Origin of the sequence: Paenibacillus sp. NPDC058898 (assembly GCF_049316025.1) — a bacterium.
Taxonomy (GTDB): domain Bacteria; phylum Bacillota; class Bacilli; order Paenibacillales; family Paenibacillaceae; genus Paenibacillus_AQ.
Map to the genome: position 1 here is coordinate 1 of NZ_JBMOSM010000002.1, position 16,108 is coordinate 16,108.

At 51.0% G+C, this 16,108-nt stretch carries 10 protein-coding genes; 2 read left to right on the top strand and 8 right to left on the bottom strand.

Annotation, left to right across the window (positions count from 1 at the left end; all coding sequences use genetic code 11):
* Positions 1-891: 891 nt before the first annotated feature.
* From ACOZB4_RS04085 to ACOZB4_RS04115, 7 genes are all read right to left on the bottom strand, one after another.
* Entirely contained in the window at positions 892-1,767 is an 876-nt protein-coding gene (locus ACOZB4_RS04085) for an amidohydrolase family protein (protein WP_379407200.1), read from the bottom strand.
* Complete coding sequence (locus ACOZB4_RS04090; protein WP_379407199.1) at positions 1,754-4,924, bottom strand: GNAT family N-acetyltransferase; 3,171 nt, start codon at positions 4,922-4,924, stop codon at positions 1,754-1,756. The genes ACOZB4_RS04085 and ACOZB4_RS04090 overlap by 14 nt, the downstream gene beginning before the upstream one ends.
* A gap of 35 nt (positions 4,925-4,959) precedes the next feature.
* Entirely contained in the window at positions 4,960-5,481 is a 522-nt protein-coding gene (locus ACOZB4_RS04095) for a hypothetical protein (RefSeq protein WP_379407198.1), read from the bottom strand.
* A gap of 507 nt (positions 5,482-5,988) precedes the next feature.
* The gene (locus ACOZB4_RS04100; RefSeq protein ID WP_379407197.1) at positions 5,989-8,100 is read right to left on the bottom strand and encodes an alpha-galactosidase; all 2,112 of its coding nucleotides are present in this window, start codon (positions 8,098-8,100) and stop codon (positions 5,989-5,991) included.
* Positions 8,101-8,200: 100 nt separating this feature from the next.
* Positions 8,201-9,814 (bottom strand): ABC transporter substrate-binding protein, encoded by a 1,614-nt coding sequence (locus ACOZB4_RS04105; protein WP_379407196.1) that lies wholly within the window; start codon positions 9,812-9,814, stop codon positions 8,201-8,203.
* Between the two features lie 122 nt (positions 9,815-9,936).
* Positions 9,937-11,772: a cache domain-containing sensor histidine kinase gene (locus tag ACOZB4_RS04110; protein ID WP_379407195.1), complete on the bottom strand. Its 1,836-nt coding sequence runs from the start codon at positions 11,770-11,772 to the stop codon at positions 9,937-9,939.
* On the bottom strand, positions 11,750-13,291 hold the full coding sequence (locus ACOZB4_RS04115; RefSeq protein ID WP_379407194.1) for a response regulator: 1,542 nt from the start codon (positions 13,289-13,291) through the stop codon (positions 11,750-11,752). Before ACOZB4_RS04115 ends, ACOZB4_RS04110 begins: the two co-directional genes overlap by 23 nt.
* Positions 13,292-13,465: 174 nt before the next feature.
* Between ACOZB4_RS04115 and ACOZB4_RS04120 the strand changes: the two genes are divergently transcribed.
* Together ACOZB4_RS04120 and ACOZB4_RS04125 are read left to right on the top strand one after the other, a co-directional pair.
* Positions 13,466-14,443 (top strand): ABC transporter permease, encoded by a 978-nt coding sequence (locus ACOZB4_RS04120; RefSeq protein WP_379407193.1) that lies wholly within the window; start codon positions 13,466-13,468, stop codon positions 14,441-14,443.
* A gap of 19 nt (positions 14,444-14,462) precedes the next feature.
* The gene (locus ACOZB4_RS04125; protein ID WP_379407192.1) at positions 14,463-15,356 is read left to right on the top strand and encodes a carbohydrate ABC transporter permease; all 894 of its coding nucleotides are present in this window, start codon (positions 14,463-14,465) and stop codon (positions 15,354-15,356) included.
* A gap of 179 nt (positions 15,357-15,535) precedes the next feature.
* On the opposite strand, the gene ACOZB4_RS04130 is transcribed toward ACOZB4_RS04125, so the two are convergent.
* Positions 15,536-16,093, bottom strand: a complete 558-nt coding sequence (locus ACOZB4_RS04130; RefSeq protein ID WP_379407191.1) for a hypothetical protein — start codon at positions 16,091-16,093, stop codon at positions 15,536-15,538.
* Positions 16,094-16,108: the final 15 nt, after the last annotated feature.

A 16,108-nucleotide genomic window follows, 5' to 3' on the forward strand; every position in this document is an offset into this window, starting at 1 on the left:
CTTGTAGCTATGGCGAAGAAACATTCCGTTTACGACATCAACAAAGTAACGGTCGCCGCTTAATAACCGACCACTTGCCTAATGGCTCATTCGCAGGATTCACAAGAAGCATGAAGAACCGATACGCTCGCCTAAAGGGCTCAGACCCGTGGACAAAGCAGTAACGGACTCCATCTCCTTGATAGGTGTAACGAAGGAATGAAAGGGCATAGACCCGTTGAGACATGGGAGGGCAAACCTCAAGGACGAAGATGGAGCATGCGAATAAAGGAAAACTATGGGAATTTCGCACTTCCCCTTATTTCGTTATGTCCACATTCGCCATACGGTCCCCCCTTTTGTCGCCTTCGTTGTCACATTCGTTTTCATAACGAATGAAATCCTGCGAATTAGCGAGCTAGCGCAAGAAAATTGAATCATAAGGAGGGAGGCGACCGCATTCGCTTCTCGGGAATCGTTTCATCCTTTCCACTGCTTCGTGCTGACGCCATAATTAAAAAAAATGTTGCAGAAAAAGAAATCATCGTTTGGAATTATGGCCTGCGACCTTTGTGGTTACAGTTAAACATAAATCGAGGCTATCCCCAGTATATAAACTATCTTCTTTCCAAACAAAAAAACTACCCTGACGGTAAAAGTTCCTAGAACAATTGATTCACATGAAGTTTTCAAGTACCGTAAATCGTCCGGTAAGGATGGGGTGATAATGCAGGTAGTGTGGAGCAATCAACCTGTTCTTGAGAGTGTGCGTAGGGGCTAGAAAGAACAAGAAGAAGGCGCTCCATCACGCTGTAGTCTCCATGTTTCACTGCACTTTCTAGAGCGGCCTCTACCCGGTAGTTTCGAGAAATTTCGCGCTGTAGGACGGTCTAACTGCCGTCGCCGATGCTTTCAGAGCGCCGCGATCCGCTGCCTGATACGCGGAAATAGTCCAATGGCATTCTGGTAGAATACCTTCTCATGATGCTGCTCAGGCACGAGCCTGCGAACGAATTCCGCATACAGGTCGATCGGTGCGAGCGGCCAGTCGGTTCCGAACAACATTTTCTCGTAATGATCACAGTACACCAGCGCCCGGCGAAAATGGTCCATGAACAGCGGTTCGTTCATGAACCGTTCAAAATGGGGCCGATCTCCGACGACAAGTCCGGACAAATCGGCGTAGACGTTCGGGTTCTTGGCCACCACTTCGGCGGCATCCATCACCCAGGGATCACCCAAATGGCAAATCATGAAGTTCACGCCGCGCTGCTGGTAGGCCAATTCATCTACGGTAAGCGGATGCGAATACTTCAGCAATCCGTTCATCGAGTAAGTATCGCCGGTATGAATCACCACGGGCATGCCGTACTTGGCAGCCAACTCATAAATCGGCGTGTAGATTTTGTCATAGACGTAATGATGGTAGTACCCAGCATACAGCTTGATTCCTGCCACCTCGGGAGCTTGCAGACGAGCTTCAATCCTATCGAGCTCCTCTTGGGCGTGCTTGCCGGTGAGCATGTTCGGATTGATGCCGACGCATTCCATTAGGAACGGTGGAACGCTTTCTTGCAGGTCAAGACCCATCGGATTAGGTGAATTGGAATCAGGAAAGGCTCCCTTGGTCTGCTCCGTGACGCCCATTCCAATACCGAGAATGACGTCGTTCTTGTCAAACTCCGCCTTAAGTCCGGCAGTGGTGTAATCGACTTTGGACTGATCAATCGCTGTTTGATGAAAGCTGTCGATGTCCGACAGATGAATATGAATGTCAATGATCGGCATGTAAGATCTCCTTTTCGTCGGCAGGATTGGTAAAGGTCAGCTTCTGAAGGTCACGGACATCCTCCGAATTCAGATCGATTCGACCCAAGATCAGAAAAGTCGGCTGTGTCCAGGCGGTTTTCCCATTCAGAAGTGAAAGATGGTGATTCACATCGTGACTAAACACCTTGTTGTTCACATACGCTGATGAACTCTGATTGTGATAACTATTCACTATATGCAGCATGTTCTGACGAGAAACAGCGCCTATTCGCAAGAGTCCCTTGAAATGAAGCTCGGCTTCCAGCTTCCCGAGAAGGAACTTTCCTTCCCCGGGGATTTCCATCCATCCTTCGGAGAAGACTGGTGAAGGCTTGAAGAAATTATCATCCCTGAGCGAATAATGCGGCAGAACCAGGCCACTTTCGTTGGTCACCGAATGCAGTACGCAGAGAACAGGGACACCAGGCAGCATAAGGTAATGCTGGTCGATCGTGATCCCCCGATTCGCTTCCTGCTTCTCGATGACAGTGGTCATTCGGAGTCCCTTCCAGACGTTGCCGTGCACATCCATCCGCTCCGCCCATGTCGCACTTCTCGGCTCCTGCTGTCGACTGAAGCCACTCATGCCGGGAATGTCCACGCCGAGTCCGCCGTACCAGGGATTCCACCAGGAACGCGGGGCAGCTTCCGGATACGAACTGTCCAACCATTCTTCGCCTTGGTGCTTCAGGGAATGCACGACGCTGCCGAAGCCAGTGGAAGCCGCTATGGAGAGAATCCCGTTGCTCACTGTGTACACGGGACCTGCCGCTCCTTCCTCCAGCCCGCAAACGACGGCTGCTTCCGTTTGGGGAAGCCAGAGAGCCGACCGCTCCTGAACCCAATCCTCGCCGCGATAGACGGCACGGGCCTTCCAACCGGATTCGCCATTTTCCGGGTCTTGCTTTTCCCCAGGGGAGAACTCAAAGCTCGCAGAACGAAGGTCCTGCTCCCTTTGCAACTTCATGTCAGCAACCTTCCGCTCCGGTTCCCCACCGTTTTGCACATACAGTTCCAAGCAACCGGCGAGCGGAACCAACTTTCTTTCGATAAGTTCTGCATGCAGCGGCCCAGCCAAGAACGGATTTCCGCCGCCAAGCGCCAGTTCTAGATGATCGTCCAGCATCGGTACGACCGGGTTCCGCAGCTTCCGTGCGAAGGAGCGGAAATCCCACCATTTGGCGAAGGTGTTCAGAGCAAACACGGTCTTCTTCGTCCGCACGACGGCTCCGCCAGAAATTCGGCCAAGATCATGCTCCAGCCCAAACGGGTATTCCGGGCGAAGCAGCTTCAGGGAAGGGTCCCAACAGATCCCGCAACCGACGTTCTCTTCTTTGCTGAACAGCCAGTTCTCCGTGATCTGGGCGCTGTCCCAATGACTCGGATCGCTGGAGTAAGCATCGCCCATGTCCACATAATGGCCCTGGTATGGCAGGATGAGCCTGCTGCCGAAGAAACCGAAATTCGTCAGCAGATACATGTTCTCTTCCAGCCCTTTGCTGCTGGTGTTGCAGATTTCGTGATGAAATTCGGCGATGCCGCTTGCGAACAGCTTGGCCACCGACTTTATCTCCAGGCCGGGGAAGTCTTCCGACTCGTAGAGGGCTTCAAGTACCTGACTCTCCCCTTCTGAGAAGATCTTCACTTCTTTGGCCTGCTTCTTGGAGAACTCTTCTGCAAACGGCTTACCCAGCTTCGGATAGTTCCACCAGAAACTGTGGTGGGAGCCAGGATAATCGATCCACATGTTATTATCATGCTTGCTCAGATGGAGGGAGAATGCGCCATTCACGGCGACCCACTGTTCCCCGTCTTCCCCACCGAAGCGGCCGTGCGTTCCCTTCATCAGGACGGACAGCTTGCTTGTGAAGGAAACCGCCTTTTGATCAACCGGAACTGCCGTCACCTGAACCTCTCGCGAGTAGAGTCCGTAGGACCGTAAGGTGAAGGATACCGGGACAGATGCTTTGCCCTTGGCTGGAAGTGTGAAGCGTACGACACGATCGGCCCATTCCACGCATTCATCCTCTGGCCATTCAAAAGCGAACTCCGCTTCCGAGGCAAAATGGTTCTCCACGTTCAGATACAGCTCGGCCGGAATGCCCGGATAAAGCTCCTTGACTGGCAGCGCCGTCTTCATCTTGACCGGGAATTTCGGGGCGATGCCTATGCGGAACTCGGCCCGCTTGCCACCGATAACCCATTGGCTCATGACAACAGGGTGTGTCTTCTTGTCATTTTGCTCCTCCCGGACCGGGTTAAGCTTGAATTCCCCCTCCACGATGACCGTTTCTCCCGGAGCGATCGTTTGTGCAGCAGCCAGCGCAAAACGGATACTCTTGTCGTCCTGGCCATTGATCTCAATCGCCAGTTCGGAAGCCGAGCGGTTCTTGATGCGATAGCGAACCTTATAGGCAGAACCGAACACAAGATCATGATCGTCGATTTCGGTGGAGATTGCATAGTCAGGCGTGTCGAGAGCGGTCAGCCCGCGACCGGACTTTTCGAATTCCGCTCGTACGAAGAGATCTCCCTTACCCCAGGTGTATTCAAAGAAATCGAAGCCACGCTCCCGGCGACCATCGGGCTCAATGACGAGCTCGCGGGTACTGTCTGCGTACCAATCCAGCTCTTCAAAATAAGGAGCGAGCGCCTCGGTTTGCAAGATGGTCGGAATGAAGTTCATCAGGTGGACGTAATCATCATTTTTTTCCCAGAAGAACCCGCATTTCTTGTACATCGGCACAGCCTTGGTGTTGCCCGCCCAAGTGAACAGATCTAGCCGTGGCCAACCCGCTTCGACTGTCATGCGGACGGCATTCAAGATCAGATTCCGGCCGACCTTGTAGCCGTGATAATCGGGCCGCACATTCAACAGCGGCACATACAAGGCCCCTTCGTCATGGCGGTAGTGGGCGAAACTACAGAAGCCGACAACCTCCTTACCATCGACGGCGAGAAACGCATGAAGATTGGACGAAATCTCCATCTCCCGGCGCACAGAGTCCTCCGTTCTCTGCTTGGTGCCTCCTCCCCAACTTTCGTTGCTGCGGTTCCACATATCAGTGAGCGCCCCAGCGTAGGAAGGGTCATATTCGATAATGCGGATTTGTTCCGCGGTGGTGTTTATTGTCATGCTCTCTTCTCCTTATCATCATCTAGAAGCATGTATTAAATATAGCTGCACCAAATTACTTTATCTGCATTAGCTTCAAAATTTGATATTTCATTAAAATTCATTAACATATTTATTTTATCGCCACCAATATGTTCGTCATTATCAGCATTATAAAATTGTACAATCTCTACCATATACATCCCATTCTTCAATTCAATCCTATTGTTTGCGCAATTTTCGTCTGGAATCTTATTATCGCTAAATTGCGCAGCCATAGTCAGGCAATCATAATCAACAATATACAATTTGTTATCCGTTACTTCTATATATCCTTCTGTCCTTCTATAGCACTCCAGATCATTTAACGTAGCTTCGAACTTTACTTCTATCGTCCATGAATGTTCTATTCCTTCCTCGGTCATTTGGAAAACTAATATTTTGCCTTCTTCCATCTCATCTGAGAAATGTTTGAATAGCGACTCAAATTCCCAATCTTCATCTACAAATGTCTTATATTTATCTGCATTGACTAGCGCAATAAAATTAGTGTCACCATGATGAAGACAAAACCTCATTTATAAACCTCCTCAAAAAATAAAGTGCTGCTTCATGCCATAGGTTATATTCTTGAACACACCTTGATAAACCCTATGAGCTATAGACTTATCATACTATAAAATGGAAGTATTTAGGCATACAACTAATCCACTACTTCAAAATAAAAACTCCTACCTAGGGCAGAAGCTTCTAAAAAATTGATATATACGAACATCTCATTATATTTACAGTTCCTATATAAATGCCACGCTCATCTAAAATATGAGCTTTAATTCTTTTTCTAATTTCGTAATACTCTCTAATAAATAGCTGATACTGTCCCTTTTATATTATCTCTTACCGCTTCTCTTTCTATATAGTACTTTAATATACATCTCGCTTTCGATACTATCAGCATGTTATAGATACTCATTCTTAATCTAATATCAGTCATAACATTGACGTTAACGTGGAAGTCACGGCAAAAAAAACGCCGCATTGCCTATAAGATAATGCGGCGCGCTCCGTTCCGGGGGATATACGAACTATTTTTGGATCTGAATGTGATAAACCAAGCTGTCAAAATCCCCGCGCAGCGGCAGCTCGATCCCGATGTTCATGAGTGCCCTGCCGCTCCATGTACCTTCAATCCCCTCGATGCCATACGACAGATCGGCTTGCAGTCCGGTAAGTTGCAGTCGTGGCAGCGGCTCGCCCAGCTTCTGGCTGTGCAGGAACGCAAACAGCACGTTGTCGCTGCCGTCTTCGCTTCCGTACTGCACGGCCGTTACGCCTTTATGCCGAAGCGAGTCCAAGCGATACTGGCTGCCAAACTGAACCAGATGGCGAATGGATTTGTACTGCGCGACAAATTCGGCCGATTCCGCAATCAGTTCGTCGCTCCACTCATTCAGGTTGGAGCCGATGCCGAGCGTTCCCATCATGGCGCTGTGGAAGCGGTATTTCAGGGATACCTGTCTGCGATTCATCCCTGTCGGCGATTCCGTTACCCAACAGGTCATCATCCGCGGAGCATAAGTGTACGAGAAGCCCTCCTGAATGCTGAGGCGGTCAAAGGCATCCGTATTATCGCTCGGCCAGGATTGGTCGGCATACCGGAAGATGCCAAGATCGATGCGCGCTCCGCCGCCGGCGCAGGTTTCAAACGCCACATGTGGGAACTTGCGCCGCAGCTCCGCCCAAATCTCGTACAGGCTCTGAACGTGGCGAATCCAGATTTCCTTCTGGCGGTGAAGCGGATGATCCTTCATGCCGGGTTCGGTTACGGTCCGGTTCATATCCCATTTAATGAACTTGATGTCATGCTGCTCCAGCAAGTCCGTCATAAACTGCAAAATGTAAGCCTTAACCTCCGGCTTCGAAATGTTCAGCAGCAGCTGATTGCGAAGCTCCGAGCGCTCCCGCGTCTCGAAATGGTAGACCCAATCCGGGTGCTCCCGGTACAGGTCGCTGTCCGGATTGACGGCCTCCGGCTCCACCCAGATACCGAAATCCATGCCCAGCTCATGCACCTGGTTAATCAGCTCGCCGAGACCGTTCGGGAACTTCTCCCGGTTCACGAACCAATCGCCTAGCCCGGCGCGATCATGGTTGCGCCCGCCGAACCACCCGTCGTCCACAACGAACAATTCCACGCCCATGCGCGCTGCTCTTTCGGCCAAAGCCATTTGATCCTTGGCATTGACATCGAAGTACGTTGCTTCCCAGGAGTTATACAAGACCGGTCTCGTTTGCCTGCCCGGCAGGACATCCGAATACTGATAGCGGTGCAGCCGCCGGCTCATCCCGCCAAAGCCCCCGCTGCTGTATCCCCCGACGAAGCCGGGCGTATCGAAGGCTTCTCCCGCTCCCAGCACCCACTCGCTGTCGAAATCGTTGATGCCTCCGGTCACCCGGACATGCTCGAACACCGTCCGCTCGGCCGTGATCTTCCAGTTCCCGCTCCAGGCCAGCGCACCGAACCATACCTGCCCCGCCGACTCCGTGGCATGTCCGTCATCCATCGCAAACCAAGGGTTGGCGTGGCTGTCCGTAAAGCCCCTGCGGGATTCCAGCACCTTCTTTCCTTCGGTGAGGAAGGTGCTGCGCAGCTGAAATTCGCCGGACCATTTCCCCGCCACGTGCGTAAGCCGGTAATCCGCCAGATAGGGAATAACCCATGCCGCGGACTGCGCATTCTCCAGCACGATATCCGCCTCGCCGCGATTCACGATCCGGGCCGAACGTTCGATCAGGTCGCACTCGGGAATCGCCCGGTAGGACAGCTCCACTTCGAGCGGGTACGCTTCGTCCTTCATGACGATGATCAGCGTTTCCCTTCCTTCCGTCTGAAGTGTTCGGTGCCCGGCGTAACGAACCGCCAAGTCGCGCACGCCATCCGGCATGCGTACCTTCAAGCTGGGCTCGCTGTATTTGACGCCGCCCCAGAAGCTGTATTCCTCCACCTCCGAATGGACTTCCGCGTCAAACGAACTGTGCGATCTCAGCCGCAGCAGCGGAGCCGCGTCTTCGATCCCGATGGGCTCCCCCCAGTAGAGATGCTGCAGATTGCCGCTGTCGTTGATGCCGAACAGATAGGAGCTGTTATCGGTTTGTATCGCAAACACGCGAAACTTCTCTTGATATTGAATGGTCACAGAATATCATCCTTCCGATTCGTGTTGATCTGGTTTTTGCCTGCGCAAGAAAAAAAGGAGAACCAAAAGACGAAGCATCTTTTGACTCCCCTTGGTCAGATTATTTGCCCCACAGCTCTTGACGTTTGTTGAAGTTGTCCGTATAAATCTTTTCCAGCTTGGCCAGGCCAGCCGCCTCGATCTCGGCCATCATCTGGTTATAGGATTCCACCACTTTGTCCTCGGACGGCGACAGGGCCATCTTCAGGAAATATTTATTGATGGTGTCGTTCACCTTCGTTTCCATAATGGCTTCCGGCGTGCCGCCAGCCGGACCCAGGTTGTCATATGGTGCCGTATCAAACGACGTGTCGGCCAGATTCTTGATCGCCAGATCCGTGACCGGATCGGTCTGGTAACGGCCCATCAGGTCATACGGAGTTCCGTCCTCGCCGGGACCGTTCTTAATCATCCAGGTCCACTTGCGAATGCCCGTCGTACGGGAAGCTTCGTCCCAATTCTTCTTGAAGGCGTCCAGCACGTCTTGTCTTGGCACATGTTTGCCGTCCTTCAAATCCCAATGCTCGCCCTCTACTCCCCACATCAGCAGATACTGGCCTTCCTCGCTGGCCAGGAAATCCAGCAGTTTCATCGTCCGGACCGGATCCTTGTTGGAGCGGCTGATGGCGACGCCGTCCCAGCCCAGGGAGCTCTTCGGCCCGTAAGTGGCCTCTTCCGGCTTCACGCCCGGAGCCAGCACTTTATATTGGTAGAACTGACGCTCTTCCTCCGTTGCCTTATCGGCTGCTTCGGTTTTGAGTAGCGCATTCGCATTGCCTACATTCCAGAGCGCTTCTGCCGTGGCAAATACGTTGCCGTTGCCAAGCTTCTGCTCGAACTGCTTGGTCTTCATCGTTGCCCATTCTTTATCGAGCAGGCCTTTGCGGTAAAGGGAATTCAGATATTTGACCATTTCGAGATAGCGCGGATCGCGGACGTCCTTCTTCAGCTCCCCGTTCGTTTCATAATACGGCATCATGCCGTACATGCCCTTGAAGCTGCCGGTTACGGCTCCGACGTTCTCGCCGTTGAGCGTCATCGGAATGCTTTCTTTGCCGTCAATCGTTGGATATTTCTCCTTGAACTTGACAAGCAGCTCCTCGAATTCCTCCGCGGTAAACGGTTCGCCGTGGTTCACCTTATCACCGACGCCCAGCTCCTTCATGATGTCCATGCGCATCATGAAGCCGAACACCGGGTACTGCTCCAAGCCGTACCAGTTGGAGAAATAATAATTGTTGCCGTCCTCGCTTCGGGTTTTGGCAAGCGTGTCGCCGTACATTTTTTTGATATTCGGTCCGTGCTCTTCGATCAGATCATTCAGCGGGATGACCGCGCCGGAGGTAATATACTTGTTCATGATATCGCTTCCACGACTCATCAAAATAACGTCCGGAAGATCGCCGCTGGCCAGCATCAGATTCAGCTTCTCAACCGGATTGCCCGTAGGCTGCTGGATCTCGACGGTCACGCCTGTTTTTTCCGTAATCACTTTAGCGACTGGATTGGTAAAGGCATCTCCCGTGTTTTGGTCAAACCAGGTTAACGTGATCGGCGCGCTGCTGTCCGCATTCGTACCGCTGTCTCCGCCCGATGCCGCCTTCTGATTGCCGCCGCAAGCCGAAAGCGTTGTCATAACGAGCGCTGCTGCCAGAATCAATTTTAGTTTCTTCATTCCCTGAACCCCTTTCTAAGGTCGTCATATTCATGTGCTTGAATATATCTATCATTGTAAAAATCGGGAGTTCATTGATCTATAACGCAATCTTACAATCCATGATGCAAAATGTCTTTCATTCAGGGTAACGCCTGCTGTGGGTCCCGTTCGTTTGCAGGATGCCTATCGGAGATTACAGGTATCCGAATGGTCACCGCCGTTCCGATGCCGAGCCGGCTGAAGATGCTGACTCCGTACTCCTCCCCGTAGGTAAGCTTGATCCGGTCATCCACATTTTTCACGCCGTATCCCGACAGATTATCCGATTTGTTCAGCGCATGATCAAGCTGTTCGGGGGTCATGCCGATGCCGTCATCGATGACCTGGAGCAAGATGTCATCCCCCTCCTGCCTCAGCTTCACGTTAATGTTGATTCCCGTTTCGTCCCCAATGGCATGATTGATGCAGTTCTCGATGAAGGGCTGCAGAATCAGCTTGATCGTCGTGGTCCCGAACAGCTGCTCATCCAGGTCGTAATGCATATGAAGCTTGTCCCGGAACCGGATCTTCTGGATCGCGACATAATTCTTCACCAGATTGATTTCCTGCTCCAGCAGAATGATGCGTTTCCCTTTATTCAGCGACACCCGGTAATACTTGGCCAAATAATTGACCATCTGGTACACCTGCATAGCCCCTTCCTTGATCGCCAGGGAAGAGATGGAAGACAGGGTGTTGTACAGGAAATGGGGATTGATCTGGGCCTGGAGCGTATTCAGCTCCGACTCCTTCCTTGCAATCTCCTTCACGTACACGTCATGGATCAGGGATTGTATGGTCGAAGCCATCTTATTGAACGCAAAGGACACCTGGCCGATCTCGTCATGCCCCATCGGCCTAATCGACAGCCGGAAATCCCCGCGCTCCACCTTCCGGATCTGCTGCAGCAGCACCTCGATGCGCTTGGTCATGACCTTGGTCGTAAAATAGAGCAGCAGGATGGCCATGCCTATCGCCAGCACGGAGAACCAGATGACGTTCTTGGTCGCCTGATTCGCATTGGCCAGCAGTTCGTCGTAGGGCACGGTGATGACCGTGGACCAGCCGTTGCTGAGCTTTTTATACGTGAAAAAACGCTCCTGGCCGTTAATCTTAATATCGAATGAGCCCGCATCCTGAGTCATCCGATCCTGAATCGGGAACACGTCGAACAACTGGTTCGATTGGAGATTCTGATCCCCCGTGCTGATCACGCCGCCAGACTCGTCGATAATATAGACGCTTTTGTTGTAGTTCTCCATTTTGATCAGGGAATAGAATTCGTTCGCGTTAATGTCCATGGTCAAAATCCCATATGGATGCTGCAAGCTGAAATAACTTAACGAACGGGCAATGGTGATATACGCATCATCAGCCTTGAAATCCTCAGAATGGAAGTACACCGTACTGCCGGCGGCATCCAGTACCTGCTCCTCCATCGCCGGGGGCAGCTCTTCCGTAAATTTGACGTATTGGCCGTCGGAATAGAGGGTGTGGTTCCCCGTATATATCGTAATGCCCAGAATGTTGGCATTCAGGGTCATCAGGGACGGCAGCGTCCGGTTGATGTATTGGAAAGCATCCAGATAATAATACGCCTGCTCATAGTCGGTAGACAGATAATTGCGGAGCTGCGCATCCATGTAAAGAATGTTCGACAGCTGATTGTAATACTCCAGTCGTTTCTCCACGTTGGTGTTAATCTGTGCCAGCGATCCCCCCAAGGCCGTATAGGTATGCTCCGTAATGGTGCTGCGCGTCGAAGAATACGAATAATAGATCAGCAGCGAGAACGGTAGGATGATGACGATCAGAAAGATGAAAAAGAACTTGTGCCGGAGCCGCCAGTTTGTGTATGCGCGTAAGTGCGCGAATGGGAAAGCCCCTGCCAGACGGCTCCACGGGCCGGTCGGGTTAGATGTTTTTGCGGTATTCATTCGGCGTAACTCCTTGGCTTTTTAAGAATAAGGAAATGAAGTAGGATGTGCTCTCATAACCGACTCTTTGGGCGATATCCTGCACTTTGAGCGAATCGTCGGCCAGCAGCTCCTTGGCTTTGTTCAACCGGATTCTCGTTAGGTAATCATGGATCGTCATGCCGGTTTTCTCCTTAAATATGGAACGCAGGTAGTTGGGAGACAGATACACCTGATCGGACAAGCTGTTGATCGTGATGGCCTGGTGATAGGTCTGGTCGATCGTCGTGCGCACCTGGTGCACCAGCCTTGCATTTTTGTCCATGAACCGGTGTTCCAGCGTCCGAATCGCATGCCCGGCGTAATCCATGATGATCGCTTCGATTTCAATAATGGTTCGGCACTGATAGATGGAATGGTAAAGCTCCGCCCGCTTGTGGCTCTCCGTGATCGGTTCGTGGATTCCCTCCAGCAGACGCTCCACCAGTCCGATGGCAAAATCGCATACTTCGGTTTTTCGGATCCGCAGCATGACCAGCCGGTTGAAGTAATCCCGCAGCTTCTGCGCGGCCTGCTCGGACGCCAGCTGATGAATGTCCTCGAAATAGGCCGGCTCTTGGAAAGGAGGAATTTGCCGGCTCTCCAGCTGCCGCTGCACATCCTTTGCATAAATGACTCTCCCGTTCCCGACGTAAAACATCTCCTCCAGCATCAGCCGCGTCTCCCGGTATAAATCCTGGATGCGGGACAGCTCTTCTGGCTCCTCGTTCACGGCCGCGGTCATCGTAAAACCCAGCGTATCCTGCATCTGCTTCAGCAGATCCTCCCATGTGAAGCGGCTCAGATGGCTGGCGGCATCCATGAAGATGCCCAGCTCGCCTTCTCGGCAGATGATTAGATCCGCCTCCAGCTTCTTGTCCGCAAGCCACTCCTCCATATGTGTCTGCAGACGCGCCATGCCATCCTCGAGGGACAGCCCCGGCTGTGCAGCATGCGGAGCATCGAGGCCGAGCAGCGTAAGGGTATATGTTCTCGGCTCCGTATGGCGGGACAGCTTATGGTAGCTGGCAGCGAGGTTTCGGAATCGCTCCTCGTTCTGCTCGAACATCATCTCTCGTACGATATTGGATTTTGTCACGCGTATGGAGCGGTTCTTCATCCGCACCTCCTCGCAGCGCCGTTTCACTTTATCGATAACGCTTACAATTTCGCTCAGATCCAGCGGCTTCAATAAATAGCCGACGGCTCCCACGTTTAAAGCTGATTTCACATAATTGAATTCATCGTGTCCGGTTAGGAAGACGAACTGAATCCAGTCGAATAACTCACTCACCCGTTTTGCCATATCGAGCCCGTTCATGACGGGCATCTGGACATCCGTCAATACGATATCGGGCTGAATCACCTCGATCTTCTCCAGGGCATCCCTGCCGTTCAGGGCTGTTCCGGCCACATATATCCCCATCTCTTCCCAACGAATATAATCTCGGATCATCTCTAGCTCTAGCTCTTCGTCATCAACGAGAAAAATGCTATACATGCTCATACCCCCTGCGTCGGCTTTATCCCTTCATATTATAGCGATTTTGTTATTTTAACTATGGGAACAAGCAATGTAAGTTATTTTCAAGCATCTTTCGTTACATTGTCATATCGACACTCATTTTTTCGGAGTCTTATAATTTGAGTTAACTTGAGATGCGAGGTGCCCCATATGAAACCTGCTACAACCTTACAGACGCGGAGTGACTTGAACTTAAGTCCTCATCGAAAAAGCCGCTGGGCGATGCTGAAACAGCAAAAGTATCTATTCCTGATGATGCTGCCCGGACTGATCTGGGCCATTGTGTTTGCGTATACGCCCATGGTTGGTCTATACATGTCCTTCGTCAATTACCAGCCGACGCTTGGCGGCTTCTGGTCGACCCTGTTTACGAGCGAGTTCGTCGGCCTGGAGTGGTTCCGTTACTTCTTCAACAACGGCGACTTCTGGATCGTCATGCGAAATACGCTGGCCTCCACGCTGATCACGCTTCTCTTCTCCTTTCCGATGCCGATCCTGATCGCCATCGCGATTAATGAGATCAAGAATGTGAAGTTCAAAAAGACGGTGCAAACCGCCTCCTATCTTCCCTATTTCATATCCTGGGTGATCGCGGCCAACATCATCGTGACCCTGCTCTCCTCGGACGGCGCGATGAACGGCATATTGAAATTCCTACACATCACCGATGAAAGCGTTTTATTCCTACAGAACGGCAAGTACTTCTGGTGGATCGTTGCGCTTGGCAATACGTGGAAGGATATGGGCTACAGCTCGATCATGTATTTGGCGGCCATCTCATCCATCAACCAGGAGCTCTATGAAGCGGCCAAGGTCGACGGCGCCAACCGTTTTAAGCAGATCCGGTACATCACCCTGCCCCACCTGAAGCCAACGATTGTCATTTTGCTGATCCTGGCGCTTGGCGGCATCCTGAACGCGGGCTTCGACCAGCACTTCCTGCTCGGCAATGACCTGACGCGGGATTACTCCGACGTCCTGTCCACCTATTCGTTCCGCTACGGTATCCAGAACGGCATGTTCTCCTATGCGGCAGCCGTCGGCATGTTCAGCTCCGTGGTGGCTTTCATCATCGTGGTCATCGTCAACTATACGGCGAAGAAGCTGAACGGGCAGTCCCTATTCTAAACCATAAGGAGGTACATCCATGTTAAGCAAAAAAACCGTGACCGAGCGTATCTTCGATGCCTCTTTATATCTGTTCCTGACCGGCATCTTTATCGTCACCTTCTATCCGTTCTGGAACATCCTGGTGATCTCCTTGAACGATGCGACCGATACAATGCGGGGCAATTTGTACTTCTGGCCGCGCGTACCAACCATCGAGAGCTACCTGACGATCTTCCGGAATCCGGAAATCTGGAGCGCCATCAAGATCACCGTGCTGCGGACCGTCGTCGGGACGGCGGCATCCATCTTCTTCATCACGCTGCTCGCCTATCCGCTCAGCAAGCGCAATCTGCTCGGGTGGAAATACTTCTCCTTCTTCTTTGTGTTCACGATGTATTTCGGCGGCGGACTGATCCCGACGTATATGATCATCAAGTCCCTGGGGCTGATTGACTCCTTCTGGGTTTATATCTTCCCTGGCTTAATCGGCGTGTTCCTGATGATTCTGGTGCGCACCTTCATGGAGCAGATCCCCGGCGAGATCGAGGAATCCTCCAAAATCGACGGCGCCAACGACCTGCAGACGTTCTTCCGCATCATCATGCCGCTGTGCGTGCCGGTGCTCGCCACGATCGGCCTGTTCCTGGCCATCGGCCACTGGAACTCCTGGTATGACTCCTATGTGTATACCTACAAGCCGGAGCTCAAGACCCTGCAGGCCGTCCTGGTCAAAATCCTCAACCAGTTCCAGACCGCCGGCATGATGTCCGATGCGCAGCAGCTGGCGCAGGGCTCCAAGCGAATCCCGGTCTCCAGTGAAAGCATCCGGATGGCCGTGACCATGGTCGCTACGCTGCCGATCATTATGGTGTATCCTTTTGTGCAAAGGTATTTTGTGAAGGGGATTATGATGGGGGCTATTAAGAGTTAGAGTTTTGTTGGGAAATGAAGAGCCCTTACCGGGAGGGGTAAGGGCTCGTGTTTGCAATTATAAACAGTTGAGTAAAAAATAATCCCAACCTTTATTATGAGTAATACTCACATATGATGTATCATCAATCAGAAAACATCTTAAATATTTGGAATTCAAGGCAAATTCATATGACAGGGCTACCTTTTTTTATTGTCCCCCGACTTTAGCTTAAATATTTTTGTAGAGCACAATTGCCCTTTTTTATAATACTCAACATAAACTTCTCTTTGCCTAATGTTGACTTCATAATAAACACCTAATTTATATCTACACACATGCTCAGGAAGATTTGTCCCATCAAATGACCAAACATCATCGAATGTATCTTTAGTTAGAGCAATCAATCGGTTCTTATCCTTTATCTTTTCGGAATTTCTATTTGTGGATTTTTTCATTTCTATTGCAATTAAATTATCTTGTTCAAGAATCTCACCACGGCTATGTACTATGATATCACAATTAATAGGTATTACTTCGATGTTTTGATCAATAATGGTCTTTACTTTCCCTTTGTTTCTGTTATATTCCACATCCACGTGATATTTCGAATAATTAGTTTCTTTAATCTCTTCCTGAAGATATCTCATTAAAGAACCGCATAATGTTCGTTCTGAGACACCACTAAGAATCAAATCCACTTCATTATTTAAGAATTTTTTATTTGCATTTTCAAATATAATAGTTGTATTTTTCATAATTCTCCTTAAAAC